This window comes from Pseudomonas zanjanensis, assembly GCF_014268745.2.
In the GTDB taxonomy this organism is placed as follows: Bacteria; Pseudomonadota; Gammaproteobacteria; order Pseudomonadales; family Pseudomonadaceae; genus Aquipseudomonas; species Aquipseudomonas zanjanensis.
This window is the reverse complement of record NZ_JABWRB020000001.1, coordinates 1804685-1830492: the sequence shown is the minus strand read 5'-3', so window position 1 is coordinate 1830492 and position 25808 is coordinate 1804685. Positions and strand designations below refer to the sequence as shown.

The window sequence follows — 25808 nt, the reverse complement described above, 5'->3', positions numbered from 1 at the left end:
AAGTCTTGAGGCCACCCAAAAACAAGTGTGGGAGCGAGCCTGCTCGCGAAGGCGGCCTGAAGCTGAAATAAAAATGCCCGGACTTCACCGTCCGGGCATTTTTGTTGGTGCGCTTGGATCAGAACGTCACGCTGGCGCTCAGCCTGGCGGTACGCGGCTCGCCGACATTGACCTGCACCTGGCTGCCGGTGGAGGACGGGTAGTATTGCTTGTCGAACAGGTTGTCGACGTTCAGTTGCAACGACGTCTTGTGCCCGAACACTGGCGACTCCCAGCGCAGGAAGGCGTCGGCGACGGTGTAGCTGCTGAGCCAGAACTCGTTGGCTTTATTGGCCGCGCGTTCGCCGACGTAGCGGGCACCGGCGCCGGCGTGCCAGGCACCGAATTCGGCAGGCACGTTCAGGTGGTGGCTCAGGTACAGGCTGGCGGTGTGTTTTGGCGCATCGGGAAGGCGATGGCCCTCGTCCTTGGGATCATCCAGTATTTCGGTGTGGGTGTAGGCATAGGTGCCGATCAAATCCCAACGGTCGGCCAGGCGACCGGTGATGTCCAGCTCCAGACCTTGGGAACCGACCTTGCCGGCGGCTTCCGAGACTTCGTCAGCGGTGGTGACTACGTTCTTTTTGACGATGTCGAACAAAGCGAGGTTGATGTTCAGCCCCGGCAGCGGATCGTACTTGGCGCCGATTTCGTAGCTGCGACCCTCCTCTGGTTGGAAGGTACGACGATCCTTGTCGACTACATCATTGGGCTTGAACGACCGGCTGTAGTTACCGTACAGCGAAAGGGTATCGGTGGCTTTATAGACCAGCCCCAGGAACGGCACGAAGGCGTCGCCATTGTCATCACGATTGACATCGTAATCACCGCCTAAGCCTTGATCGCTGTATTGATCGTAGTGTTGGTAGCGACCACCCAATACCAGAATCCAGCGGTCATCCAAATGCCAGTTGTCTTTCAGATACACCGAACTGGAATTCAACTGGTTTCGCAGGTCACTGTCAGTAGAGCTGACAAGGCTTGGCTCTGGCAGGTTGCCATAGACCGGCGACGTGACATCGAAACCAGGCTGGACTTTTCCACGGTAGGTCTTACCCCGGAACTGATCGGATACCTGGTTATCAATGCCAACCAAAAGGTCGTGGCGCTGGCCGAACAGTTCCTGCTTGCCCATGAAATCCCAGCTGGCATAGCGGGTTTCATCATCGTAATGAGCGCCATTGGCCCTTCGGCTCAACATGTTTCCAGTCAAAGTGACGGGCTGCGCAATCGAAAGACTGTACCGGTCATTGTTCCAGCCATAAGTCACCCGCGTTTTCCACGCCTCACTCAACTCATACTCGAACCGCGCCGTCGCTGTTTCGCGAATACCGACACTCTTGGCCCAAGGCTCATCCAGGCGTTTGTCATAGTCGATATCGGCCGGATGCCCATTGGTAAACACCGTACCCCGATCAAACGGATTGGAATATTCGTTGTACTCATAACTCAGGTTCAACGAAGCCCGCTCACCCGTCCACGCCAGGGACGGCGCCACCAGGGTGCTCTCGTTGACGCCGTAGTTGCGCCAGTAATCCTCATGCCCGCGCTCGGCGATCAGGCGATAAGCCAACCCGGTGTCACCCAACGGCCCGGTGGTGTCCAGGGCCATGGTGCCGCCGCCTTCGCTGTAGGCCGAACCGCTCAGCGTGGTGCTTTGGGTGTATTCCGGCTTCTTGCTGATGACGTTGATCAGACCTCCGGGCTCCAGTGCGCCGTACAACATCGAGGCCGGCCCCTTGAGCACTTCGACGCGGTCGGTGGTGGCGCTGAAGTTATGGCCCAGGTTCGAACGCACGCCGTCGCGCAGGATCGAGCCGTCGTCGTTGGTGCCGAAACCACGCTTGACCAGCGAGTCCCGCGAGCCGCCCAAGGTGTTGCCCTGGCTGACGCCGCTGATGAATTTCATCGCGTCGTTCAGCGAGCGCACTTGATAGTCCGCCAAGGTCTGCTGGGTCACCACGTTGATCGATTGCGCCTCTTCCTTGATCGGTACATCGCTCTTGCTCGCCGTGCTGGCTTGCGACGTCGTGTAGCCTTCGTCCTGAATGATCCGACTGCCTTGCACGTTGGTGGTGGGCAGCTCCAGAGTGTCTTGTGCCCTCAGGGGACTTGCCATGAAACAGCAGGACAGCGCGGGTAAAACACATTTGACGAGAGCATTGCGGTAAGCGAGAGGGGTGGAACGATTCAAGACGCGCACTCACAGAGGGATAGGAATGAGAGCGAATATACTTTGAGAATGATTCCCAGTAAATCCTTCTAACATCTCCCTGCTTGACTCTGCGCACAAAAAAGGGCGCCGGATGATGAATCCGGCGCCCTCCCTGGTTTCCCTCCTCCGGGACTACCCGTTAATGATCGATGGCAGCACCGGCTCCTCTCGGTACTCGAATGTCTTCGACCAAGTGCTGGATGTGCTCCGGCGGCGGCGCGGTAAAGCGTGACACCACCACGGCCGCCAGGAAGTTGAAGGCCATCCCCAACGTACCGATGCCTTCAGGGGACACACCCAGCCACCAATGTTCAGCCGTGTTCATCGTCGGGTTGATGAACTTGAAGTAGACGATATAGGTGAATGTGAAGGTCAGCCCGACGATCATCCCGGCGATCGCGCCTTCGCGGTTCATGCGCTTGGAGAAGATCCCCATGACAATCACCGGGAAGAACGAAGACGCCGCCAACCCGAAGGCGAACGCCACCACCTGGGCGACGAATGCGGGTGGGTAGATGCCAAACAATCCGGCAATCAGCACCGCCACACCGGCGGCAATGCGTGCCGCGAGCAGCTCCTGCTTTTCGTTGATCGTGGGCATGATGTTGCTTTTGAGCAGGTCATGGGAAATCGAGGTGGAGATCACCAGCAGCAGCCCCGCTGCGGTCGAAAGCGCCGCCGCCAGGCCGCCGGCGGCGATCAAGGCGATCACCCATCCCGGCAGGCCGGCGATCTCGGGATTGGCCAAGACCATGATGTCGTTGTCGACATAGAGTTCATTGGGCACCGGCGAGAGCTGGTTCTTGAGCAACCGCTGCTCATGCGCCCCGCGCTCGCCGGTAAAACTCGGCGTCCCGACCAGCGCCGCGCCCGGGCTGTACTGGATGATGCCGTCGTTGTTCTTGTCCGCCCAGGCAATCAGTCCGGAGTTCTCCCAGGCCTTGAACCAGGTCGGCGCGGTGCTGTAACTGATATTGGGAATGGAGGTCAGCAGGTTGGTGCGTGCGAAGGCCGCCACGGCCGGCGCGGTGGTGTAGAGAATGGCGATGAACAGCAATGCGTAGCCTGCCGACTTGCGTGCATCCCTGACGGTGGGCGTGGTAAAGAACCGCACGATCACGTGGGGCAGGCCCGCGGTGCCAACCATCAGCGCCATGGTGATGAAAAACACGTCCATGGTCGACTTGGTGCCATTGGTATAGGCAGAAAAGCCTAATTCGGCGCCCAAGCCGTTGAGCCGCTCGATCACGCTCTGCCCCGAACCGGCGGCCTCACTGATAAAGCCCAGCTGCGGGATCGGATTGCCAGTGATCATCATCGAGATGAAGATCGCAGGCACCATGTAGGCGAAGATCATCACGCAGTACTGCGCTACCTGGGTGTAGGTAATGCCCTTCATGCCGCCCAGCACCGAATAGAAGAACACGATGGCCATGCCGATCATGACGCCGGTGTTGATGTCCACTTCCAGGTAACGGGAAAAGACGATCCCGACGCCGCGCATCTGCCCCGCGACGTAAGTGAAGGAAATGAAGATCACGCAGATCACCGCCACCACCCGCGCCGTCTGCGAGTAATAACGCGCCCCGACGAACTCGGGCACGGTGAACTTGCCGAATTTTCGCAGGTATGGCGCCAGGCACATCGCCAACAGCACGTAGCCACCGGTCCAGCCCATCAGGTAGACCGAGCCGTCGTACCCGGCGAAGGCGATGATCCCGGCCATGGAAATGAACGACGCCGCCGACATCCAGTCCGCACCGGTGGCCATGCCGTTGAGTACCGGGTGCACGCCCTTGCTGGCGACGTAGTATTCGCTGGTGGAGCCGGCACGCGTCCAGATCGCAATCGCGATGTACAACGCGAAGGTGGCGCCTACGACCAGGTAAATCAGGGTTTTTGTGTCCATGCGGGCCGCCCTCAGTCTTCGTGGACGTCATATTTGCGATCGAGCTGATTCATCTTCCAGACATAGAAGAAGATCTCGAGCACAAAGACGTAGATGGAACCCTGCTGGGCGAACCAGAACCCCAGGGGTGTGCCGAAGAAGCTGATGGTATTGAGTGAGTCGACCAGCAAGATGCCAAAACCGAACGACACCACGAACCAGATGGCCAGTAAGACCAGCATCCAGCGTAGGTTTTCCTTCCAGTAGTCACGCGCAGCCTGTTGCTTTTCAGTGGACATGGAGACGCCCTCTATTTGTTTTTATTGTTTTGCACTTCAAACCGTAGCAGTCGTCGGGCAACGCGCTAGTACGACTTTCGTCTAATTCGTAACAGCAGGTATTGACAGCCTGTTTCACCGCAGAAACAGGGTTAACGCGCGCCAGCATCGCAAGGTGATATCAAATCGCCCAAATCCGCTAAAGCTTTGCCGCTATCGGTCGAATGTATGCCATCGAATCTTTTTTTTCCCTGGAGCCGTGATGCAGACGTTAAAGGCCTTGTATGAGTCTATCGAGATGCAGTTTTTCGATACCCTCACCAAAAAGTTGTCGAGCCTTTTCCTGTTGGTGCTGGTCAGTGGCTTGCTTTATTGGGTAGCCCTCAGTGCCCGCGCCGAGATCATGCTGTTGTTGCGTAACGCGCAGTTGGACGGCACGTTGCTGGGACAGATCGAGGGCCGGCTCGACAGCCTCACCCATGCCCTGCTCTTCGGCGCGGTCCTGACCCTGGGCATGATCAGCTTCATGGTCTGGTATTTCCGCCACCTCATCGTGCGCCCCGTCACCACCATGACCAAGGCCCTGGAAGAGATCGCCAACGGCGAAGGCGACCTGTCCAAGGATTTGCCGCTGGTGACCCACGACGAGATCCGCACACTCGCCGCCACCTGCAACCGCTTCTTGGCCAAGCAGCGGGAGATCATCAGCAATGTCCAGGCGCTGACCGTGCACATTGCGGTCGAGTCGGCCCGTTCGCTGAAGAACATCAGCGACTCCAGCGACAGCGCCACCCACCAGGCGCGCTTCGCCAAGGAAGTGATGGACCAGAGCAATACCGCCGTGGGCCGCATCGAAGAGGTTTCGCGCCAGACCCAGGGCATCTCCAGCACCACCGCGCAGAACCTGAGCATGGCCCGCGATTCCTATGCCGAGCTGTTGGAAGTGACTGGCAACATCAGCGAAATCTCCAGCAGCCTTGGTGAGTTCGCCACCCTGGTGAGCGCCTTGAACCAGCGTTCGTCGAGCATCAAGTCGATTGTCGGGTTGATCCAGCAGATCTCGGCCCAGACCAACCTGCTGGCCCTCAATGCCGCCATCGAAGCCGCCCGGGCCGGCGAAAGCGGCCGTGGCTTCGCGGTGGTGGCCGATGAAGTGCGGACCCTGGCACAAAACGTCAGCCGGGCCACCGACGATATCTCGCGCAACATCGACGCCATGCTCGACGAGGTCAGTTCGACCCATGAACAGACGACCCAGATCAGCCACAGCGCCCGGGAAACCCAGAAAGTGGTGGAGCGCGCCTCAGGCCATTTCGAAAGCATGATCGTCGACTTCGAATCCACCAACGGCAAGCTGGCGGACATCGCGACCCATATCCAACAGTTCGCCGACAGCAACACCGGGATCAACGACCGGGTCACCCAGATTCACGCCGATAGCCAACTGATCGACCAGCGCATGCAGCATTCGGCCACGGCCACCCGCGACCTGTCTGGCGTGGCCGAGAAGGTCCAGGCGTTGCTGGGTCGTTTCGTGCTTGGACACGGCAAGCTGGATGCCGCCATCACCCGCGCCAGCGAGTGCCGCGATACGCTGCAAGTACGCCTGGAAGCGCTGCAACGGGAAGGTCTGAACCTGTTCGATCAGAATTACCAGCTGGTGCCCGGCACCGATCCCAAGCAGTACATGACCAGCTACACCGAACGCTTTGCCCAGGTCTGCCAGGAGGAATGCGACAAGCTCACCCGCAGCACACCGGGTGGCAAGGTGTCGTTCATGGTCGACAGCAAGGGCTATTGCCCGGTGAACAACAGTTGGGTCTCCAAGCCGCCGACCGGCGACCGGGCAGTGGATTTGCCGGTGTGCCGCAACAAGCGCATCTTCAACGACCCGATCGGCCTGCGCGCGGCGGGCAACGTCCAGCGCTTCCTGCTGCAGACCTACCTGCGCGATACCGGGGAAATCATGACCGAGATCGACGTACCGCTTTTCTTCGGCGGCCGTCATTGGGGCAACTTGCGGGTGGGCTTCGATGCGGCGGTGTTGTTGGCGGACTGATGATGCCTGAGATCCCCCAAAACAATGTGGGAGCGAGCCTGCTCGCGAAGGCGTCGGGTCAGTCGGCATCATCGCTGACTGACTCCGCTATCGCGAGCAGGCTCGCTCCCACAGGGGATCTGTGGAATGTGCAATCCTGAGCCCCCCACAGAAGGGTCTGTGGAGTATGCAAATCCTGTGACCATCCCAAAACAACTGTGGCGAGCTTGCTCGCGATGGAGGCGGCACACACAGCATCCATCCAGCCTGAACACCCAGTCCTCCCAATACATTTAGTTAGCCTGCTTTCTTTTATCCCCACCTCGCGCCATGATGAGGCTCTCTTACCGCTGCCCGCGAACGAGCCCCATGCCCACGCCCTCCTCTACCCCCAATTCCTTGTCGATCACCCTGCAGATCGTCTCCATCGTTTTCTACACCTTCATCGCCTTCCTCTGCATAGGCCTGCCCATTGCCGTGTTGCCCGGGTATGTCCACGAACAGTTGGGCTTCAGCGCGGTGGTGGCCGGGGTGACCATCGGTTCACAGTACCTGGCGACGCTGCTCAGCCGGCCCATGGCCGGGCGGTTGTCGGACAGCGTCGGTACCAAGCGGGCGATTGTCTACGGGTTGTCGGGGATTGTGCTCAGTGGCGTGCTGACGCTGATTTCGACCTTGCTGCAAAGCTTTCCCCTGACCAGCTTGCTGATTCTGATTGCTGGCCGCTTGTTGCTCGGCGTGGCCCAGGGGCTGATTGGCGTGGGCACCATCAGTTGGTGCATGGGCCAGGTGGGGGTGGAGCACACGGCCCGCTCGATTTCCTGGAACGGCATCGCCTCGTATGGGGCCATCGCTATTGGAGCACCGCTGGGGGTGGTGATGGTGGGTGAGCTGGGGTTTGCCAGCCTGGGCATTGCGCTGTCGCTGCTGGCGGGTGCTGCGCTGTTGATGATTCGCAACAAGCCGTCGGTGCCGGTCATTCGCGGCGAGCGCCTGCCTTTCTGGGCAGTATTTGCACGGATTGCACCTTACGGCGCGGGCCTGAGCCTGGCGTCGATCGGCTACGGCACGCTCACCACGTTCATTACGCTGTTTTATGTCAGTCGCGGCTGGACTGGCGCGGCCTGGTGCCTGACAGTCTTTGGCATCTGCTTCATCCTCGCGCGGCTGTTGTTCATTTCCAGCATCGCCCGCTTCGGTGGCTTCAACTCGGCCATCGCTTGCATGAGCATCGAAACCCTTGGGCTGGTATTGCTGTGGCTGGCGCCGTCCACCCCGTTCGCCTTGGTCGGTGCGGGGCTGGCTGGCTTCGGGTTGTCGCTGGTGTACCCGGCGCTGGGGGTGGAGGCCATCAAGCAAGTGCCGAACACCAGCCGTGGCGCGGGTTTGAGTGCTTATGCGGTGTTTTTTGACCTGGCGCTGGCGATTGCCGGGCCGCTGATGGGGGCGGTGGCGTTGAACCTGGGTTATTCGTCGATTTTCTTCTGTGCTGCGTTGTTGTCGGTTAGCGGGCTGGGGCTGACGTTGCTGCTGCGGCGTCGGGCCATAAACGCTCCTTAATACTGTTCACTAGCAAAAGCGGCGTTTGTTTCAGAAATGGAAAGCGCCGTTTTTTTGGGGGGACGGGTTTTGGTGTGTATATCCGTTTCTTTGGTAACGGCTACTGGCGGTTCCGCTCTTACAGCGGGTCACTTTTGGAAAAGCGCCAAAAGTAACCAAAAACGCTTTGCCCCACCACTCGGCACCTCGCCTAGGCTCGGTGTGCCCTCACTCCGGCATTGCTCCGTGGGCCGCCGCGAAGGGCCATCCATGGCCCAGAGTGTGTAAAAACCGATAAAAACATCGTCGGCACGTCGTGCCGACAGGTGTTGGCCAACTGATAAAAACCTAAAGCGTTCCTGTACCTCCAAACGGCCCCTACAAGCGCTAGCAAGGCTCAGTAGGCTTGATTAACGGGGCAAAACCGCAGGCTTTCAGGCCGTCAGCGCCTTCATCAGACCTTGCGCACCTAGGATTTCCATCACTCTTTTCCAATTGTAAGCGAGCACATTCAAGCTCATTTCGGTGCTCACCCCAGCCAGCCGTCGCGTCAGAAAATGAGTCGCCCCCATCCATTGCTTCAGCGTCCCGAAGGGGTGCTCGACCGTTCTCTTGCGGATGATCATCATCTGCGGCTCATTGTTCAGGCGGGCCTGCATTTCCTCCAGTACCGCCTCGTGTTCCCAGCGCCGAATCTTTCTCTCTCTGGCCGGTGTGCATTGCGCCTTTGTTGGGCAGGCTCTGCAGTTGGAGTGCCAGTAAACGTCCAGCTTCTTGCCCTTGTCGACGTAAAAGTTGCGCCAGATCAGCACTTGCTTGGCGGGGCAGACGTACACATTTTTTTCCGCGTCGTAAACAAACTCGTCATTGCCGAAGCGGCCATCAAATTTGGCCCGCGAGCTCAGCGTTTTCGGCACATAAGCTGTGATTCCTGCCTCGTGACAGGCCAGGATTTCTCCGCTTTTGTAATACCCTCGGTCCGCCACCACCGACAACGATTCGATTTGCATCGCCTCACGGGCTTGCTGGGCCATCGAGCTAAGCTGATCACGGTCGTGACCGACATTGGTCACCTCGTGCGCGACGATTAAATGGTGTTTGGTATCGACTGCTGTCTGCACGTTGTAGCCCACGATGCCATGACCGCTCGTCATCATCATCGAGCGCGCGTCCGGGTCGGTCAGCGAGATCTGTTTGTCCGGCGATGCTTCAAGCTGTATTTCAATCGCCTGGAGCGCCTTCATCTGTTCCTTTAATTTGGCAATTTTTTCTTCCAGGCCGCCTTTGGGCCCTGAAGACTTGGGCTCTTCCCGATCAGCCTCATCCAGGGCCTTCAGATAACGGGCGATGCTTGACTCGATGTCTTCCATCCGACGCTTCAGCTTGGCGCTGGTAAAATTGCGGTCGCGGTTGTTCACCGCCTTGAATTTACTGCCATCGATGGCAACGAAGTGTTCCGAGAAGAGCCCCAGTTGTTGACACAACACGACGAACTGCCGACAGACTCCTCGAATGGCCTTCCCATTGTCTTTGCGGAAGTTGGCGATGGTCTTGAAATCCGGCATCAGGCGACCGGTCAGCCACATCAGCTCGACGTTGCGCTGCGCCTCGCGCTCAAGGCGCCGGCTTGACTGGATACGGTTGAGATAGCCGTAGATGTAGATCTTCAGCATGACTGCAGGATGATAAGCCGGTCGGCCTGTTTTAGCGGGGACAGCGCTTTCAAAACCCAAGTTGATCAGGTCGAGCTCATCCACGAAGACATCGACAACGCGCACCGGATTGGTATCGCTGACGTAGTCGTCCAAGCTCTCGGGGAGCAAGGTAGTTTGATCTCGGTGTTCACCTTGGATGAAGCGTTTCATGGGCAGCCCTTGCAATGAAGTCCTGGGGAAATCATAGCAAGGGTTGGCTTCGGAGTTTTTACACACTCTGGGCCCAGCGCGGCTACCTCGGCATCCATGCCGAGGTGCCCACTCCACAATACCTGCGTTCGGCCAGCGTGGTTTAATGGGGCGTCCAGATCAAGATCAAGATCAAGATCAAGATCAAGATCAAGATCCAAAAGCAAAGCAAAGCAAGAGCCGTGTATCCAGTATCTATGTGACTGAACCACCGCTATCGCGAGCAAGCTTTGCTCCCACAGATCTGATGGGTGTACGACCGGAAGAGCCAGGTCGGCTCTCAGGCCGCCTCGGGGAGGACGTTGATCTCGGGCGCCCCGTTAACCACGATGGCCGAACGCAGGTATTGTGGAGTGGGCATCCCGGCATGGATGCCGGGATAGCCGCGCTGGGCCATGGATGGCCCTTCGCGGCGGCCCACGGAGCAATGCCGGAGTGAGGGCATGCCGAGCCCTAGCGAGGCACCGAGTGGTGGGGCAGGAGCGTTTTGGTTACTTTTGCGCTTTTCAAAAGTGACCCGCCGTAAGGGCGGAACCATAAGTAGCCGTTACCGCAGAAACGGATATACACACCAACCTTACGTACAAACCATGCCCCTCGGAACGGAAGCTCAGATTCCGGGGAACGCTTAAATGGATAGCAATACCTTATTGATCAGCCGTCTTCATCCCCGCCCGGGTCGCCTTACCCAAGGCCTCGCCGAAAAAGCGGCTGGCCTCGGTAATCATGGTGCGGTGAATGTCCTTGCGATCGACGCCATCGGCATCCGTGCAAAGCGCCGGCATCGCGGTGATCTGCTCGTCGGTGCACGGCGCCAGGAAGACAAAATGCCCCGCGCCGGCCAGGGTCTTGAAATCTGGAGCGGTGGGCAGCTTGCGGGCCAAGGCAGCGGCGTTCTTGTCGAAAGCCACGAGATTGTCGCCATCGCCGCTGTACAGCAGCACCGGCACATGGACATCGGCCAAAGTATGACGGCCGAACTTCAGGCTCAACGGCGCCATCAGCAACAATGCCCGGACCCTGGGGTCGGCCACGGGTTGCAGGTCATCGCGGTCGGCGATCAACTCGCCCTGGGTGTTGCAGGCGTCACGATCCTCTGGCCGCTCCTTGCAATAGCGGCGCAAGCGATTGAGGTCCGGCGTCGCACCGGACAGGATCAGCGCAGTTTCGCCACCCGCCGAATAACCGATCACCCCAACCTGCCCGGCGTTGACGAACGGCGAGAGCATCGGGTCATTGAGCGTCGCGGTGATGGCTTCGGAAATCTGGATCGGCCGCCCGTACAGGTTGCTCAGGGTGCCAAGCCGGCTGTGGTCCTGGACATTGTCGCCGGGATGAATCACGGCCACCACGACGAACCCCTTGCGCGCCAACGAAGTGGCGAGGTCATGCAGGGCCAATGGGGTGCCGGTATTGCCATGGGACAGCATTAACAGTGGAAAACGGCCGATGGCGATCTGGGCCTCCGGCGCGGCATCGATCTGGTAGCCGCCGAGCAGGCTGGATTGTTCGCGGTCGGTGGACGGATAAAAGGCGATGGCGTGCATCGGCTGCTGATCCAGCGGATCAAGAAAATTCAGCTCATGGAAACCGGCGCTCCAATGCGGATGCGGCCCCGGTGCGGCCTGCACTGAAGCGAAACTGGCAAACAAGCAAAGCAGCAACGCTGCACCAAAACGTGCCATCGAATTTTCCACCCTCACCAGCGCACGGGAAGGCCCCGTCGCTCGCAGTCTTGGCCGTGCATAACCTGCGCCAGATCCCCGGCGCCGAATGCAGCAAAACCCTGCATCCCGGCCATCCAATGACGACGAGAATACAGGGTTTTGCGAAGGTTGCCCGAAGCGCTTGCTGCCTTTACGCAGGATTTACGCAGCGGCGAACTGCTGGCCGATCTGCAACGTGGCTTCGCTCAGGGCTTTGGTACGCATGTCGTCACCGTAGGACAGGCCTTCGGCACGGACAACTTCGATATCAGTGATGCCGAGAAAACCGAACACCAACTTGAGATAGTCTTCGTGACCCACGCCGCTCGGTTGGCCGGCATGCAAACCACCCGAGGTGGAAACGATCACCAGTTTCTTGCCACCGCACAGCCCTTCAGGGCCGGCTTCGGTGTAGCGGAACGTCTGGCCGGCCACGGCAATGCGGTCGATCCAGGCCTTGAGTTGGGTCGGAATGCTGAAGTTGTACATCGGCGCGGCGATGACCACCGCGTCAGCCGCCAGGAACTCGGCCATTGCCGACGCGCTGAGATCGGCTTCATGCTTCAGCGCAGCGTCGCGCAATTCAGCGCTGGTACCGGCGGCAACCAGCGTCTGCGCGGAAAAATGGCTGATCGCGTCGGCGGCCAGGTCACGGTAGGTGACGGCGATGCCTGGCTCGGCAGCTTTCCAGGCTTCAACCACTTCGCGGCTCAATTGGCGGGAAGCGGAGTGGTCGCCGAGGATGCTCGAATCGATGTGCAGCAGTTTCATATCAGTGCTCTCCAAATGAGGACCGCAACCAGGCGATCAATTGGCGACAATCCTATCGATGAAGCGAATGATCGATAAGTCAGCAAAAATGCGATAGTTTGTCCTACTGACAGGACAATAGAGCTCGACATGCAAGACCTCAATGACTTGTACTACTTCGCCAAAGTCGTCGAAGCCGATGGTTTCGCGGCCGCCGGACGCTTGCTGGGTATTCCCAAGTCCCGGCTGTCGCGGCGCATCGCCGAACTGGAAGAACGCCTCGGTGCTCGCCTGCTCCAGCGCACCACCCGCCAGTTGAAACTGACGGCGGTCGGCGAACGCTATCTGCGCCATTGCCAGGCCATGTTGCTGGAGGCCGAGATGGCCGACGAAGCGGTGGCGAGCATGTCCAGCGAGCCGCGTGGCCGATTGCGGGTGTCGAGCCCGGTGGGCCTGGCCCATCAGTTCCTGCCGGTGGTGATCGAAACCTTCCTGGTGAAATACCCCTTGGTGCAACTGGAAATGACCCTGCTCAACCGGCGGGTGGACCTGATCGGCGAAGGCATCGACGTGGCGTTGCGCGTGCGCGACCTGGGGGACGAAGACCCGCTGTTGATGACCCGGCGTTTGCGTCGGGCACGGCTGATGCTGGTCGCCAGCCCGGCCTTCGTCGAAGGGCGGCGGATCGAAACCCCGGACGATCTCAAGCCGCTGCCGGTACTGGGGGCACTGGAAGCCGATCGCCTGGTGCATCTGCGCCTGGTCAAGGCCGATGGGCAGCAGGCCGAACTGAGCCTGGAAGCCCGCCTGGGCGTCGATGACTTCATCGTGCGCCGGTCCTGCACCCTCGCCGGCCTGGGTTTCACATTATTGCCAAGCATGTATTGCGAGCAGGAATTGCATGACGGCACACTGGTGGAGCTGCTGCCTGGGTGGTCGTTGCCCGATGGCTGGCTACAAGCCGTCTACCCGCATCGACGCGGCATGCTGCCGGCGGTGCGTGCATGGATCGATCATTTGGTGGAAGTCTTCGAGGGCTGTGGAGAAAAAACACTATGAATTTGAGCGAAGAGGATGTCGCGCGGTTTTGCCTGGGCTTGCCCGGTGCCAGGGAGGATTACAAATGGGGCGGCGTGCGGGTGTTTTCCATTGCCGGGAACAAGATGTTCGCCCTCCAAGGCCTGCGGGGCGACTCGTTGGCGTTCAAGGTCGACAAGGATCTGTTCCTGGGTCACTGCGACCGGCCGGGCATTCACCCCGCGCCTTATTTGGCACGGGCCCAGTGGGTCATCATGCAGGTGCCCTACCCGCTCGGGGCCGAAGAATTGCGTGGCCTGCTGCAACGCTCACATCAATTGGTCGTGAGCAAATTGCCCAAGCGCACGCAGGTGGGCTTGTTGCTCTAGCCATTCAAAATAGAGAGCTGCCCAGGAACAACTGGTCGATCCAGAACACCTGGTGCAACAGCACGATGAACCAGAACACCACTTGAAACGATACTTTGCGGGTCTTGTGGCGAAACAACTGCTGGGCCAGCAAGGCCCCGGGCCAACCGCCAGCCAGCTCCAGCGCATGCAGCACGTTCTCCGGGATACGCCAGGCGTCGGCGCGGGCCTTGCGCTTGTCGCTCCAGTACAGCAGGAACGCCACCAGGCTGACGACACCATAGGCCGCCATCGGCACCCACGATACTGCCCGTAGTCCGAACAGCAGTGAACCGAACAGCGGCAAGGCGCAGACCAGCGCAAACACCATCAGTTTGAGCCGCAGGTTTTGCACGCCGCCGCCGGCATTGCCCCCAGCGCGTTTGCGGGTGCCTGACTCGTTCATGGCTTGGCGGCGGTCCAGTCAACCCAACCGAACTGCCAGGTGGCCAGGATCAGCAGGCCGAACGCAATCCGATACCAGGCGAACACGGCGTAGCTGTGACTGGCGATGAACCGTAGCAGGCCCTTGACCGCGATCATGGCGAAGATGAACGCCGTGACGAAACCGATGGCGAACACCGGGAAATCCGCCGGCACGAACAGCTCACGGTACTTGTAGCCCGAGTACACGGCCGCACCGACCATGGTCGGCATCGCCAGGAAGAACGAAAACTCGGTGGCGGTCTTGCGTGACAGCCCGAAGAGCAAGCCCCCGATGATGGTCGCACCGGAACGGGATGTACCCGGGATCATTGCAATGCACTGGGCCAGACCGACCTTCAACGCATCCTTCCAGGAAATATCGTCCACCGTTTCAGCATGCACCTGGTGCTGGCGCTTTTCGGCCCAGAGCATCACCAGGCCGCCCACCACCAGAGCGGCGGCCACGGTGACCGGGTTGAACAGGTAATGGTGGATCCAGTCGGCAAACAACACGCCCAGTATCACGGCGGGAAAGAAGGCAATCAGCAGGTTGGCGGTAAACCGGCGGGCGCCGGGTTGCGTCGGCAGGCCCAGCACCACGTCGAAGATCTTGCGCCGGAACTCCCAGACCACCGCGAGGATCGCGCCGAGCTGGATGATGATGTTGAATGCCATTGCACGTTCGCCACCGAACTCGAGCAAGTCGGCGACGATGATCTGGTGCCCCGTGCTGGAAATCGGCAGAAACTCCGTCAAACCCTCTACTACGCCAAGAATCAATGCCGAAAAGGCCGTCCACAAATCCATTCATCCCCCAAAAAAGACCCTGTTCATGCGGGTCTTATCGCTATTCAAGTGTCATACAGGTCCACGCAGCGGCTGCACGATAGCTGCGATCATCCAAAAAAAACCAATGAAAAAATCAGAACAGGCTCAGGTTTTGCGCCGCGGGGCCGAAATCCTATCAGACAAGCCCTGATAACGCTGCCGCGTTGTGACTCAGGTCAATGACCGATAGCGGCCGGGCGTTACAGTGCCGGCCGTCGATATGACAAGAATAAAAAACCGGAGTGACAGCGTATGAATAGCTTGCGCAGTGTGTCGATCAGCCGACGCTTGTGGCTCATCCTGGTCGTGGCCGTCGTGATGTTGTTCACGCTCGGCGCCTTTATGCTCAAGCAGATCCACACGGATCTGTATCAGGCCAAGGTGCAGAAAACCCAGCATGTGGTGCAGACCGCCAGCGGCGTATTGAGCTACTACCATGGGCTGGAAACCGCCGGCACCCTGACCCGCGAGGCGGCGCAGAAGCAAGCCCTCAGCGCGGTGCGAGGCCTGCGCTATGACCAGAGTGACTACTTCTGGATCAACGACCTGACGCCAGTCATGGTCATGCACCCGACCAACCCGAAGCTTGAAGGCCAAAACCTCTCGGCGATCCGCGACCCGAACGGCTACGCATTGTTCAACGAGATGGTCGCCATCGCCAAGGCCAAGGGCGCCGGCATGATCAACTACCTCTGGCCCAAGCCAGGGGCCGAAGCACCGGTCGGCAAGACTTCCTACGTCAAGCTGTTCGAACCGTGGGGCTGGATCATCGGTTCCGGCGTGTACGTGGATGACGTCCAGGCAGAATTCCAGTCCCAGGTGATCAAGGCTTCGTTAATTGGCCTGGCCATCACTCTGGTCATGGGTCTCCTGCTGACCTTGATCGTACGCAGCATCGTCCGCCCGCTCCAAGAGACCGTCAACGCCATGGCCAACATCGCCAGCGGCGAGAGCGACCTGACCCGCACCCTCGACACCCACGGCCAGGACGAAGTCACCCAACTGGCCCGGCATTTCAACGCCTTTACCGCCAAACTGCGCCAAGTGGTGAGCCAATTGCAGGCTTCTGCCAGTGAGCTGGGGCAATCTTCCAACGAGTTGGGCAGCGACGCGGCTCAAGCCCAGGAACGCAGCCAGCAGCAGTCGCAACAAATGGAACTGGTGGCCACAGCGATCAATGAAGTGACGTATGGCGTGCAGGACGTGGCCAAGAACGCCGAGCACGCCGCCAGCGAGATGCGCGACGCCGAATCCCAGGCCCAGCAAGGCCAGGTCAACATCGACGGCAGCTTGCAACAGATCGATCGCCTGTCCCAGACCATCGACCAGGCGGTGGAAGTGATTCGCACCCTGGCCAGTGAAAGTACCCAGATTGGCAGCGTGCTGGAGGTGATCCGCTCCATCGCCGAGCAGACCAACCTGCTGGCCCTCAACGCTGCGATCGAAGCCGCCCGCGCTGGCGAACAAGGCCGGGGCTTTGCGGTGGTCGCCGATGAAGTGCGGCTGCTGGCCCAGCGTACGCAGAAGTCCACCGCTGAGATCCAGTCGATGATCGAGCGCCTGCAAACCCATTCCGAAGCTGCCGTAAAAGTCATCGGCGACAGCAGCCGTGCCTCGCAATTGACCATAGAACAGGCGGGCCTGGCCGGTGCCAGCCTCAACGCCATCGGCCAGGCCCTGCGCAACCTCAACAGCCTGAACGCCTCCATTGCCAGCGCCACCCTGCAACAGGCCCATGTGGTAGAAGACATCAACCAGAACGTCACCCAGGCCGCCGGACTGTCCCACAGCACCGCCATGGCCGCCGAACAGTCCAGCCAGGCAAGCAGCCGCCTGAAGGCGCTGAGTGAACAGCTTAACGGGTTGCTCAAGCAGTTCCGGGTCTAAGGATTGATGAACCCCTTGTGGGAGCGGGCTTGCTCGCGAATGCGGTGTAACAGTCAGCAAATGCATGACTGAAGGACAGCATTCGCGAGCAAGCCCGCTCCCACATTGGTTCTGTGTGGGTCTTTTCAGGTTGGGTGGTCACCACAGAGCCCAGCGGGAGCAAGCTCCCTCGCCACAGGCTCAACCAACAATGGTATTGGAGCTCTCCACGCCATAGCGTTTACAATCGCCGCCCTCTCCTCTTTCCCCAAGGAACCGCCATGTCCGGGCTTGAACTGTTTGCCGCAGCCCTCGGCGTGATCGCTGTCTGGTTGACCGTCAAGCAGAACCCCTGGTGCTGGCCGATCGGCCTGGTCATGGTGTTGCTGTACAGCTGGATTTTTTTCGAAGTGAAGTTGTACTCGGACATGCTGCTGCAGGTGGTCTACGCAGTGTTGCAACTCTACGGCTGGTGGCAATGGACCCGTGCCGGGCACAATCATGATGGGCGTCAGGTCAGCCATCTCGGTGGGCCGTCGGTGCTGCTCGGCCTGGCCATCGGCGCGGCGGGCAGCCTGCTGTTGGGAGCCGCCATGGCCCACTGGACCGACGCCGCCCAGCCCTGGCTCGATGCCGCGCTCACCGGTTTCAGCCTCGTCGCTCAATGGTGGATGGCGCAAAAACGCGTGCAATGCTGGCCGTTGTGGATCCTCCTGGACGTGATCTTCGTCGGCCTGTTCATCTACAAGGGCTTGCACTTGACCGCCGCGCTCTACGCCCTGTTCACGTTGCTGGCCGTGCAAGGCTGGCGGGAATGGCGCGCCGACCCGGCCCTGCGCGCATGAAGGTGGTGGTCCTGACCGGCCCGGAATCCAGCGGCAAGAGTTGGCTGGCGGCGCAACTCCAGGCACATTTTGGTGGCGTGCGGGTGGACGAGTACGTGCGCCATTTCATGGAGCAGACCCAGCGCGATACGTGCCTGGCGGACATCACTGACATCGCCTCCGGCCAGTTGGCCTGGGAAGACGAGGCACGTGCCCGCCGACCCTCGCTATTGATCCTCGACACCCACCTGTTGAGCAACATCCTCTGGAGCCAGACCCTTTTTGGTGACTGCCCGGACTGGCTCGAACCGGCGTTGCTGGCCCGTCATTACGACTTGCAGCTGCTGTTGAGCCCCGAGCAGGTCGAATGGACTGGCGACGGTTTGCGTTGCCAACCCGAGCTGGCAGAACGACTGGCTTTTTTCGACGCCATCGAGGCGTGGCTGAGTCGACATCGGCAACCGTTCCAGATCATTCGGGGCAACTGGGCGCAACGCCAGCGGCAAGTGTTCGCGGCCGTCGCCCAACTGACCGCAGGATGATTTGTCTCACGTTTGAAACATCACGCTCGCGGCAAACCCGGATCCAACATCGTTTCAGATGATTGTCATCAAGACTGTCAAGTCACTGAAACACCCACCCAAAAACCTGGATCCAGAGCCCTGGAACAGCGTGCAGCCGGTTGGCCATCCTGTGCGTTGTCTCAGCGCTGAAACAGGTTTCTTCCCCCGCTGCGCGCGCCTGAACTCAACTCATTGAATTCACAGGTAATTCAAAACCCGGCACAACACCTGCTCTTCCCCACTTCGCAACGCTGACTAGGGCCAGCGTACCGAAGAAGGAATCGATGCCATGGGGATGTTCGACAGGGGTATGACCTGCCTGCTATTCATCGGCTGCGCCGCCGGCGCAACGTTCAGCCTGCCCGCGCAGGCCGAGGGCAACGGCGTCATCGTACTCAACCGTGACGTGCAACCCATCGCAATCGGTCGCAACGGTGGCAAAGACCCCTACCCGACCACCGTCAATGCCAATCCCTCCGAACGCATCAACCAGGCGACCAATAGCACCGAACTGAGCGATGGCGAATTCGCCAGCGTGGCCAGCGGTTCGTCGATCCGCAACATCGTCACCCCCAATACCGGCGTGCAGGGCCTGAACGTGGTCACCAACCCCAACGGCATGCCGGGCATGAATGCCGGCCACGGTGGCGGCAGCGGCGGAGCGATCTCTGGCACCATCAACCGCTCGCTGAGTTCCGGCCTGGCCCCGCTGGGTCGATTGGCGGGAGGTCAGTGACATGAAACCCGTCCTGTTTCTACTCGCCCTGGTCATGCTGTCCCTGCTCAGTTCTTTCACGGTATTTGCCGATTCGGGCGTGGCGGTGGTCAGCAACGCCAACCTGCAGGATTCCGGCAGCCAGTACACCGGCAACTTCAACGTCAACCAGGCGGCCGGCGACCAAATCCAGCAAACCAACACTCGGGCCATTGCCATTGGCAGCCACGCCCAGGCCAGCACCCGCGTACAGCAAAGCGTCGACACCCAGGCCAACCCCTCCATGAACGCCACCGCCCGTATCGGTGGCCACTCCTTTACCAACGGCAACGGCGTGCTGGGCGTGAACCAGTCCGCCGGGGCCAACAACCAGATGGCCAATGTCATGCGGGTGGGCATCAGTGCCCATCCGCAGAGCATTGACGACAGCGCCCTGTCCCAACAGAACGTGGCGTTGCTACCGAACTCAGGCGCAACTGGCGCCCCAACCGGCAGTCGCCAGGTCGTTACCAGCGACCAGGCCTTCACCGGCAGCCGAGGGGTGATTCAGGTGAACCAGAGTGCCGGGGTGGGGAACCGCATGGCTAACACCCTGAGCATCCGGGTCGCTGACTGATCCGGCGCAGTGGGCATAAGAAAGTACCAACACTTAACCAACGACACGCAAGGAGAAACACCATGAAACCTACAATGGCACTCAAACCATTGGTTTTCGCTCTCGCCGCTGTCATGGCAATGGCTGCACAGGCTGACGGAAACGGCAACGGCCATGGCAACGGCCATGGCAACCATGGTCCCAAAGGGCCAACGCTGGAACAATTGCTCTCCATCAGCGCCGGCGCTGGGGCCACGGTGCTGGATGTGCAAAATAGCGACAGCAACGTTGTGACCAACCAGGCGACCCGAAACACCGCCGAGGCCACTGACTCGCTCAATGGCAGCAACGGCAACATGGGCGCCAACATCGCCGCCGGCGATGGCAACCAGCAAGACAACGCCGCCGCATTGGCCACCGCCGACGAAAGCTTCATCTTCGGTAGCGCGGTGGCCGCATCCAGCGCCACTCAGGTCAATAACAACAACTATGTGAAAAACAACTCCGCGCAAAACAACGCCTCGCTCACCAACGCGGGCAACAGCGGCTCCGGCAACATCGGCATCAACGTGACCGCCGGCAACTTCAACCAGCAGAAAAACAACCTGGCTATCGCGGTGTCGGGCGGTCGGGTCGCCCAGGCCGCAGCAGCGGCTGACCAGTCGTCCACCGGCCTGGTGGTCGACAACAAAGGCGTGAAGAAGAACGAGGTCGTTACCCTCACCAGTTCCTATGAGGCGTCCGGCTCCTTCAAGGCCAAAGGCACCGGTACCGTCGAAGACGACGGCGGCTGGGGCAACAAAGGTGGCTACGGCGGCGGCCACGATGACGACAAGTTCAAGTTCTCCGCCGTGGGGACTTTCGAACTGGCCGGCAGCAACACCCAGCAGGTGCTGACCCGCGACGGTTGGAAAAACCCTGTGATCAACAACGCCACCATGACCAACTCCATGAACGGCTTCTCCGGTAACGGCGGCGCCAACGTGTCGGCGGGCGTGGGCAACCAGCAAAGCAACTCGCTGTCCATCGCGGCTGGCTGCAAGGCTTGCATGTAAGCGCGGGTGAAACGGAGCCCCGGCAACAGCAATGCTGTTTCCCTAGGGTTTGGATGAATCTTGTGGCGAGGGAGCTTGCTCCCGCTCGGTTGCGCAGCAACCGCAAAAACTTGGGGCCGCTCCGCAGCCCAGCGGGAGCAAGCTCCCTCGCCACGGACTCATTTCAATGCTCTAGACGAACGGTGCAGCTGGGAAACGGGGCTTTTTTCCCGGATGTCCATCAGGCGTATTGATCATGCGTGTCACTGCCGTTTCCCTGTTGCTCTGCCTGGCCTGTATGGCCGAAGCGGCGCAGATGCCGGTCGCCGCCCTGCCTGGCGGCATGCTGGTCTACAAACCGGTGCAAAGCGTACGCGAGCGCAAGTTCAGCGACATCGTCGAACAGAAAACCGACTTCAGTTGCGGCGCCGCCGCCCTGGCGACGGTGCTACGCCAAGCCTATTGGCTCGACGTCGATGAAGAGCACGTCATCAAAGGCATGCTGGTCAATGCCGACCATGACCTGGTTCGCACCCAGGGCTTTTCCATGCTGGACATGAAGCGCTACGTGGAAACCATCGGCATGCGTGCCCGAGGCTACCGGATACCGCCGGAGAAACTCGAAGCGGTGACGATCCCGGTGGTGGTCCTGATGGAAATACGCGGCTACAAGCACTTCGTGGTATTGCAGCGAGCCGACAAGCAATGGGTCTACATCGGCGACCCGGTGCTGGGGCACAAACGCTATTCCCACGATGAGTTCGTCAAAGGCTGGAACGGCATCGTCTTCGCGATCGTCGGCCCGGGCTATGACAAGACCAATGCCCTACGCAGCCCTCCTCAACCGCTGACGGCCCGTAACAAGCTGGACGGTTTCAACCCGGTCAGGGATGCGGAATTGATGGATTTCGGCTTCATACAGAGCGACTTTTTCTAATCGCCGACCACTGCCAACAATAAGTACAAAAAGGAGCAGGACGCTCCGGGAGCAGCACATGAAAACTTCACACTGGCTGTCGCTGGCCTGCCTGCTCGCGACCGCCTCGGGCTATGCCCATGCCGGTTTCAAACCCATCGAGGTCAAGGACCAGGAGCTCGCCGAGCTGCGCGGTCGTTATGTCATGCCCGGCCGCGTCATCAGCTTCGGCATCGTCATGAGCAGTACCTGGCGCAACGCCAGCGGCGACCTGATCGGCGCCAGCAGCACCATGCAAATCCAAGCCGCCACCGTGAAACCCGAGTTCTATGTCTCCACCATCAAGCAAACCGGTAACGGCAGCGTCCCGGAACAGGGCAGCGGCAACATTACCGGTGGCGCCGGCCTTGGCACGGGCCAGGGCGTGACCCAGAGCGTGCGTGCCGCCGGCGACGGCAACACGGCCTACAACAGCGTCAACATCAATGTGAAGGAGAGCAGCCAGGCGCCCGCGCTTGTCCCCTCCCAAGGCCAACTGTTGACCAAGGGCCAGACCATCAGCGGCAGCAATGCCGCCGGCAGCGTCGCGGTCACTGCCACCGGCAACGGCGTGCAGATGGCGATCCAGGCCAGCCACAACCAGGGCGGCACCTTGCAACAAGTGGCCCAGGGCGGCTTGCTGCAAAACACTCGCCTGTTGGGCAACAGCAACCTGGTCAACAACATGACGCAGCTCAACGTGGTGCTGAACAACAACGGCCCCAGTGCCGGCGCATTGGACTGCAACCTGACCCAACTGCGCGGCCTCCGTAACCTCGGTTATTGAACTACGCTGGTTTCCGATCATTGGGCAAATAGGGACGGCATATTTCATGTATCGATCCGTATCGTTGCGCGCTGTGATGTGTTTAAGCACGTTATTCCCGGCGGCCGTGTTACAGGCGGCCCCGGATGCCGAAATAGAAGCCCTGAAACAGCAGCTTCTAGAGCTCAAGCAACGATACGAGGTCCAGCAAAAGGCCCTGGCGGTGCTCGAGCAGCGGGTTCGCCAAGTAGAGGACCAACCCGCCGCGCCACAACCCAAGCGCCTGGCCAAATCCCCGGCCGACATGAAAGGCAACCAGACCGCCGGCGGTGCTGCGACAACAGCGGGCGGCAGCGGCTATGGGCAATCCCTGGCCGACGATTCCCAGCCGGCCCAAAGTGTCTCCAACCTCTATGACGAGGCCAGCGGCTTCTTTGGCGGCGGCAAGTTCAGTTTCGAGACCGGCGTGACCTATTCGCGCTATGACACGCGGCAACTGATCCTCAACGGCTTCCTGGCCCTGGATTCGATTTTCCTGGGCAACATCAACCTCGACCGAATCAAGGCCGACACCTGGACGCTGGACCTTACCGGTCGCTACAACTTCGACAATCGCTGGCAGTTCGACCTCAACGTGCCGGTGGTCTACCGCGAATCCACCTACCAGTCAGGCGGCGCGAACAACGGTGCGGCCGGGGTCACCAGCGAAGAAACCGTGACCCGCGACCCGACCATCGGCGACGTCAATTTCGGCATCGCCTACAAGTTCATGGATGAGTCGATCAACTCTCCGGACGCGGTGGTCACCCTGCGGGTCAAGGCCCCCACCGGCAAGGATCCGTTTGGTATCAAGCTGCGCCAATCCCAGGCCAACACCAACCTGTTCGTGCCTGACGACTTGCCCACCGGCAACGGCGTCTGGTCGATCACGCCCGGGCTCTCGCTGGTCAAGACCTTCGACCCAGCCGTCCTGTTCGGCAGCCTTTCCTACACCCATAACCTCGAAGAGTCATTCGACGACATCAGCTCCACGGTCAACCAGAAGACCCCGGGCAAGGTGCGGATCGGCGATAGCTTCCAGATCGGCGCGGGCGTTGCCTTTGCGTTGAACGAGAAGATGAGCATGTCGTTCTCAGTCTCCGACCTGATCCAGAAGAAAAGCAAGCTCAAGCAGGACGGCGGCGACTGGGAATCGGTGACCTCCAGCGACGCCAACGCCGGTTACTTCAATATCGGCATGACCGTCGCTGCGTCCGACAACCTGACCATCGTGCCGAACCTGTCCATCGGGCTGACGGACGATGCGCCGGATTTCACCTTTAGCTTAAAATTCCCGTATTACTTCTGATGTCCTTAAGGGTATGTGATGAGCACATACCCAAGGGCACTGCAAAACTACTGTGGGAGCGGGCTCGCTCGCGAAGGCGGAGTGTCAGGTTAATCAATATCACTGACACACCGCCTTCGCGAGCAAGCCCGCTCCCACAATGACTTGTGTGTAGGCAGTTCTAGCGAATCTGGTGTTTATGCAGCAGACGATAGAACGTCGGCCGGGACACGCCCAATACCCGTGCCGCCACGCTCAAGTTGTCGCTGTGACGGTTGAGCACATCGCTCAGGGCCTGGCGCTCGGCGCGGGTCTTGTAATCTTCCAGCGTACCCATCGGCGCCGCGATACCCTGCTGGCTGGCCAGGCCGAGGTCCCGGGCTTCGATCTGGCGCCCTTCGGCCAGCACCAACCCGCGACGGACGCGATTGGCCAACTCCCGCACGTTGCCGGGCCAGTCGTGCATGCCCATCGCCACCAGGGCATCGTCACTGAAGCTACGGGGACGACGGCCGGTCTCCCGGCTGTAGAAATGGGAAAAGTGACTGGCCAACATCGCCAGGTCGCCATGGCGTTCGCGCAAGGGTGCCATGACCACTTGCAACACATTCAAGCGGTAATACAAGTCCTCGCGAAATCGCTTGTGCTCGATGGCCGCCTCAAGGTCCACGTGGGTGGCCGCCAAGACCCGCACATCGACGGCGATCGGCTGGCTGCCGCCAACCCGCTCAATGTGTTTTTCCTGGAGGAAACGCAGCAAGTTGGCCTGCAACTCCAACGGCAGGTCGCCAATCTCATCGAGAAACAACGTGCCCCCGTGGGCCGCCTCGATCCGTCCGATCTTGCGTTGGTGAGCGCCGGTAAATGCGCCCTTCTCATGACCGAACAATTCGGACTGGATCAAGTGCTCCGGAATGGCGCCGCAGTTGATGGCGATGAACGGCTTGTTACGCCGATGCGACTGGCAATGCAGGGTGCGCGCCACCAGTTCCTTGCCGGTGCCGCTCTCACCGCGAATCAACACGGGCGACTCGGCCGGCGCCAACTTGCTCAACAACTTGCGCAGTTCGCGAATCGGCTTGCTGTCGCCCAGCAGTTCATGTTCGGGCTGGTCGATGTGAATCGAGCCCTGGCCCCGCAGGCGCGCCATGCCAAACGCCCGGCCCAGGGTCACCTGGACCCTGGACACGTCAAAGGGCAAGGTATGGAAGTCAAAAAACCATTCGCAGACAAAATCACCGACGTTTTGCAGGCGCAAGACTTCCTGGCTGAGCACGGCGATCCACTCCGTGCCGCTACGGCTGATCAATTCCTTGACCGCTTCCGGGCGCTCCAGGTGGAACGGTTGCAAGCGCAGCAGACCGACGTCACAGGTCCGATCGCCGGCGTGTTCAAGGGCGCAACTGTCCACATCCCACCCAATGCTGCGCAGCCCCGGCAACAGGCGATGACAATCGTCGCAGGGATCAACCACGAGCAGACGACGTGACGTACTGGCTTCGATCATGACTGATCCTTGGCGCCAAAATAAGGAAATATGATTAGAAACAGTCGTTTGGCAAACCTGCATGTAACAGTAGCAAGAAGTTGACGCGCCCTTGTATCAATTGATTATCGAGATCACGTTAAAGTGGTTATAAGCGAGCGTTTCGTTAGTTGTCACAGGCGTTTTTCTTTCAGGGTGCTTTCAAACAAAAGTGCAAAAGCCTGGTCTGAAAGAAAATCGAAATTTATTTAAATAATGTGTGACCCGCCTACGGGTTCGGGACATCAGTACAAGTAACCAGCCGCACGGTACGCCCAACCGACGGCACATCATTTGTTTGGGCACACTGAAGAGAAAACGCCATGAACGCCCCGCTCCGTATCAACGAAGCTCTTTTGATTGCCGACCGCGCATTCCGTCCATTCCAATGCGTGGCCTGGGCTCCACAAGACGGTAACGGTGAACTTAGCCTGACCGTCATCGACCGCACCAATACCCATATTGGCCGCACTCAGATTCCAAGCAGCGCCTATACCGACCCGGTCCAACTGGCCGATCTGTTGAAACAGGCCCGTGCCGAATTGAGCCAGGAAGGCTACACCTTGCAATCCTGGTCGATGCCGGAATAAAGCCTGTTATCGA

23 protein-coding genes are annotated in these 25808 nt (G+C 59.9%); 14 read left to right on the top strand and 9 right to left on the bottom strand.

What is annotated here, in order from left to right:
* Positions 1-118: 118 nt before the first annotated feature.
* The 3 genes from HU715_RS07670 to HU715_RS07660 all read right to left on the bottom strand — a co-directional run bounded on the left by HU715_RS07670 (position 119) and on the right by HU715_RS07660 (position 4441).
* Entirely contained in the window at positions 119-2158 is a 2040-nt protein-coding gene (locus HU715_RS07670) for a TonB-dependent siderophore receptor (protein WP_437182502.1), read from the bottom strand.
* 235 nt (positions 2159-2393) lie between these two features.
* Positions 2394-4163, bottom strand: a complete 1770-nt coding sequence (locus tag HU715_RS07665) for a sodium:solute symporter family protein (protein ID WP_186710466.1) — start codon at positions 4161-4163, stop codon at positions 2394-2396.
* 11 nt (positions 4164-4174) lie between these two features.
* A complete protein-coding gene (locus HU715_RS07660; RefSeq protein ID WP_186710468.1) occupies positions 4175-4441 on the bottom strand; it encodes a DUF4212 domain-containing protein in 267 nt (88 codons plus the stop codon).
* Between the two features lie 241 nt (positions 4442-4682).
* Here HU715_RS07660 and HU715_RS07655 point away from each other — a divergent pair, with 241 nt between their 5' ends.
* Positions 4683-6479, top strand: coding sequence for a methyl-accepting chemotaxis protein (locus HU715_RS07655; RefSeq protein ID WP_186710470.1), 1797 nt, complete (start codon positions 4683-4685; stop codon positions 6477-6479).
* 348 nt (positions 6480-6827) lie between these two features.
* Positions 6828-8018 (top strand): MFS transporter, encoded by a 1191-nt coding sequence (locus HU715_RS07650; protein ID WP_186710472.1) that lies wholly within the window; start codon positions 6828-6830, stop codon positions 8016-8018.
* Positions 8019-8431: 413 nt separating this feature from the next.
* Here HU715_RS07650 and HU715_RS07645 read toward each other — a convergent pair whose 3' ends face one another.
* The 3 genes from HU715_RS07645 to HU715_RS07635 all read right to left on the bottom strand — a co-directional run bounded on the left by HU715_RS07645 (position 8432) and on the right by HU715_RS07635 (position 12378).
* Entirely contained in the window at positions 8432-9862 is a 1431-nt protein-coding gene (locus tag HU715_RS07645; RefSeq protein WP_186710878.1) for an IS1182 family transposase, read from the bottom strand.
* A gap of 686 nt (positions 9863-10548) precedes the next feature.
* The gene (locus tag HU715_RS07640; RefSeq protein ID WP_186707670.1) at positions 10549-11586 is read right to left on the bottom strand and encodes an alpha/beta hydrolase family protein; all 1038 of its coding nucleotides are present in this window, start codon (positions 11584-11586) and stop codon (positions 10549-10551) included.
* Positions 11587-11769: 183 nt separating this feature from the next.
* Positions 11770-12378: an FMN-dependent NADH-azoreductase gene (locus HU715_RS07635; RefSeq protein WP_186707669.1), complete on the bottom strand. Its 609-nt coding sequence runs from the start codon at positions 12376-12378 to the stop codon at positions 11770-11772.
* 129 nt (positions 12379-12507) lie between these two features.
* Between HU715_RS07635 and HU715_RS07630 the strand changes: the two genes are divergently transcribed.
* Positions 12508-13416: a LysR substrate-binding domain-containing protein gene (locus HU715_RS07630; protein ID WP_186707668.1), complete on the top strand. Its 909-nt coding sequence runs from the start codon at positions 12508-12510 to the stop codon at positions 13414-13416.
* The gene (locus tag HU715_RS07625; protein ID WP_186707667.1) at positions 13413-13763 is read left to right on the top strand and encodes an MmcQ/YjbR family DNA-binding protein; all 351 of its coding nucleotides are present in this window, start codon (positions 13413-13415) and stop codon (positions 13761-13763) included. Before HU715_RS07630 ends, HU715_RS07625 begins: the two co-directional genes overlap by 4 nt.
* A gap of 4 nt (positions 13764-13767) precedes the next feature.
* Here the strand turns inward: HU715_RS07625 and HU715_RS07620 are convergent, their stop codons facing one another.
* Together HU715_RS07620 and HU715_RS07615 are read right to left on the bottom strand one after the other, a co-directional pair.
* Positions 13768-14187, bottom strand: a complete 420-nt coding sequence (locus tag HU715_RS07620) for a DUF1294 domain-containing protein (RefSeq protein WP_186707666.1) — start codon at positions 14185-14187, stop codon at positions 13768-13770.
* Entirely contained in the window at positions 14184-15014 is an 831-nt protein-coding gene (locus HU715_RS07615) for an undecaprenyl-diphosphate phosphatase (RefSeq protein WP_186707665.1), read from the bottom strand. Before HU715_RS07615 ends, HU715_RS07620 begins: the two co-directional genes overlap by 4 nt.
* Positions 15015-15287: 273 nt before the next feature.
* Between HU715_RS07615 and HU715_RS07610 the strand changes: the two genes are divergently transcribed.
* From HU715_RS07610 to fapF, 9 genes are all read left to right on the top strand, one after another.
* On the top strand, positions 15288-16922 hold the full coding sequence (locus HU715_RS07610; protein ID WP_186707664.1) for a methyl-accepting chemotaxis protein: 1635 nt from the start codon (positions 15288-15290) through the stop codon (positions 16920-16922).
* A gap of 260 nt (positions 16923-17182) precedes the next feature.
* Positions 17183-17746 carry a nicotinamide riboside transporter PnuC gene (gene pnuC, locus HU715_RS07605; RefSeq protein WP_186707663.1) on the top strand — a complete coding sequence of 188 codons (564 nt, stop codon included), beginning with the start codon at positions 17183-17185 and terminating at the stop codon, positions 17744-17746.
* Positions 17743-18267 carry an AAA family ATPase gene (locus HU715_RS07600; RefSeq protein ID WP_186707674.1) on the top strand — a complete coding sequence of 175 codons (525 nt, stop codon included), beginning with the start codon at positions 17743-17745 and terminating at the stop codon, positions 18265-18267. The genes pnuC and HU715_RS07600 overlap by 4 nt, the downstream gene beginning before the upstream one ends.
* A 310-nt stretch (positions 18268-18577) precedes the next feature.
* Positions 18578-19024: a functional amyloid chaperone FapA gene (gene fapA, locus HU715_RS07595; protein WP_186707662.1), complete on the top strand. Its 447-nt coding sequence runs from the start codon at positions 18578-18580 to the stop codon at positions 19022-19024.
* 1 nt (position 19025) lies between these two features.
* Positions 19026-19619, top strand: a complete 594-nt coding sequence (gene fapB / locus HU715_RS07590; protein ID WP_186707661.1) for a fibril amyloid subunit FapB — start codon at positions 19026-19028, stop codon at positions 19617-19619.
* Positions 19620-19681: 62 nt separating this feature from the next.
* Positions 19682-20653: an amyloid-like fimbrin subunit FapC gene (gene fapC / locus HU715_RS07585; protein ID WP_186707660.1), complete on the top strand. Its 972-nt coding sequence runs from the start codon at positions 19682-19684 to the stop codon at positions 20651-20653.
* 235 nt (positions 20654-20888) lie between these two features.
* Positions 20889-21569, top strand: coding sequence for a fibril amyloid maturation endopeptidase FapD (fapD, locus tag HU715_RS07580; RefSeq protein ID WP_186707659.1), 681 nt, complete (start codon positions 20889-20891; stop codon positions 21567-21569).
* 58 nt (positions 21570-21627) lie between these two features.
* Positions 21628-22374 (top strand): fibril amyloid subunit FapE, encoded by a 747-nt coding sequence (fapE, locus tag HU715_RS07575; RefSeq protein ID WP_186707658.1) that lies wholly within the window; start codon positions 21628-21630, stop codon positions 22372-22374.
* 46 nt (positions 22375-22420) lie between these two features.
* Positions 22421-23701 (top strand): fibril amyloid transporter FapF, encoded by a 1281-nt coding sequence (fapF, locus tag HU715_RS07570; RefSeq protein WP_186707657.1) that lies wholly within the window; start codon positions 22421-22423, stop codon positions 23699-23701.
* A 160-nt stretch (positions 23702-23861) separates the two neighbouring features.
* On the opposite strand, the gene HU715_RS07565 is transcribed toward fapF, so the two are convergent.
* Positions 23862-25187, bottom strand: coding sequence for a sigma-54 dependent transcriptional regulator (locus HU715_RS07565; RefSeq protein ID WP_186707656.1), 1326 nt, complete (start codon positions 25185-25187; stop codon positions 23862-23864).
* A gap of 341 nt (positions 25188-25528) precedes the next feature.
* On the opposite strand from HU715_RS07565, the gene HU715_RS07560 reads away from it, so the two are divergent.
* The gene (locus HU715_RS07560; protein ID WP_013693488.1) at positions 25529-25795 is read left to right on the top strand and encodes a hypothetical protein; all 267 of its coding nucleotides are present in this window, start codon (positions 25529-25531) and stop codon (positions 25793-25795) included.
* Positions 25796-25808 lie beyond the last annotated feature (13 nt).

Coding starts and splice junctions, on each gene's coding strand:
- HU715_RS07670 (WP_437182502.1), bottom strand. CDS start 2,158: ATGGCAAGTCCCCTGAGGGCACAAGACACTCTGGAGCTGCCCACCACC.
- HU715_RS07665 (WP_186710466.1), bottom strand. CDS start 4,163: ATGGACACAAAAACCCTGATTTACCTGGTCGTAGGCGCCACCTTCGCG.
- HU715_RS07660 (WP_186710468.1), bottom strand. CDS start 4,441: ATGTCCACTGAAAAGCAACAGGCTGCGCGTGACTACTGGAAGGAAAAC.
- HU715_RS07655 (WP_186710470.1), top strand. CDS start 4,683: ATGCAGACGTTAAAGGCCTTGTATGAGTCTATCGAGATGCAGTTTTTC.
- HU715_RS07650 (WP_186710472.1), top strand. CDS start 6,828: ATGCCCACGCCCTCCTCTACCCCCAATTCCTTGTCGATCACCCTGCAG.
- HU715_RS07645 (WP_186710878.1), bottom strand. CDS start 9,862: ATGAAACGCTTCATCCAAGGTGAACACCGAGATCAAACTACCTTGCTC.
- HU715_RS07640 (WP_186707670.1), bottom strand. CDS start 11,586: ATGGCACGTTTTGGTGCAGCGTTGCTGCTTTGCTTGTTTGCCAGTTTC.
- HU715_RS07635 (WP_186707669.1), bottom strand. CDS start 12,378: ATGAAACTGCTGCACATCGATTCGAGCATCCTCGGCGACCACTCCGCT.
- HU715_RS07630 (WP_186707668.1), top strand. CDS start 12,508: ATGCAAGACCTCAATGACTTGTACTACTTCGCCAAAGTCGTCGAAGCC.
- HU715_RS07625 (WP_186707667.1), top strand. CDS start 13,413: ATGAATTTGAGCGAAGAGGATGTCGCGCGGTTTTGCCTGGGCTTGCCC.
- HU715_RS07620 (WP_186707666.1), bottom strand. CDS start 14,187: ATGAACGAGTCAGGCACCCGCAAACGCGCTGGGGGCAATGCCGGCGGC.
- HU715_RS07615 (WP_186707665.1), bottom strand. CDS start 15,014: ATGGATTTGTGGACGGCCTTTTCGGCATTGATTCTTGGCGTAGTAGAG.
- HU715_RS07610 (WP_186707664.1), top strand. CDS start 15,288: ATGAATAGCTTGCGCAGTGTGTCGATCAGCCGACGCTTGTGGCTCATC.
- pnuC (WP_186707663.1), top strand. CDS start 17,183: ATGTCCGGGCTTGAACTGTTTGCCGCAGCCCTCGGCGTGATCGCTGTC.
- HU715_RS07600 (WP_186707674.1), top strand. CDS start 17,743: ATGAAGGTGGTGGTCCTGACCGGCCCGGAATCCAGCGGCAAGAGTTGG.
- fapA (WP_186707662.1), top strand. CDS start 18,578: ATGGGGATGTTCGACAGGGGTATGACCTGCCTGCTATTCATCGGCTGC.
- fapB (WP_186707661.1), top strand. CDS start 19,026: ATGAAACCCGTCCTGTTTCTACTCGCCCTGGTCATGCTGTCCCTGCTC.
- fapC (WP_186707660.1), top strand. CDS start 19,682: ATGAAACCTACAATGGCACTCAAACCATTGGTTTTCGCTCTCGCCGCT.
- fapD (WP_186707659.1), top strand. CDS start 20,889: ATGCGTGTCACTGCCGTTTCCCTGTTGCTCTGCCTGGCCTGTATGGCC.
- fapE (WP_186707658.1), top strand. CDS start 21,628: ATGAAAACTTCACACTGGCTGTCGCTGGCCTGCCTGCTCGCGACCGCC.
- fapF (WP_186707657.1), top strand. CDS start 22,421: ATGTATCGATCCGTATCGTTGCGCGCTGTGATGTGTTTAAGCACGTTA.
- HU715_RS07565 (WP_186707656.1), bottom strand. CDS start 25,187: ATGATCGAAGCCAGTACGTCACGTCGTCTGCTCGTGGTTGATCCCTGC.
- HU715_RS07560 (WP_013693488.1), top strand. CDS start 25,529: ATGAACGCCCCGCTCCGTATCAACGAAGCTCTTTTGATTGCCGACCGC.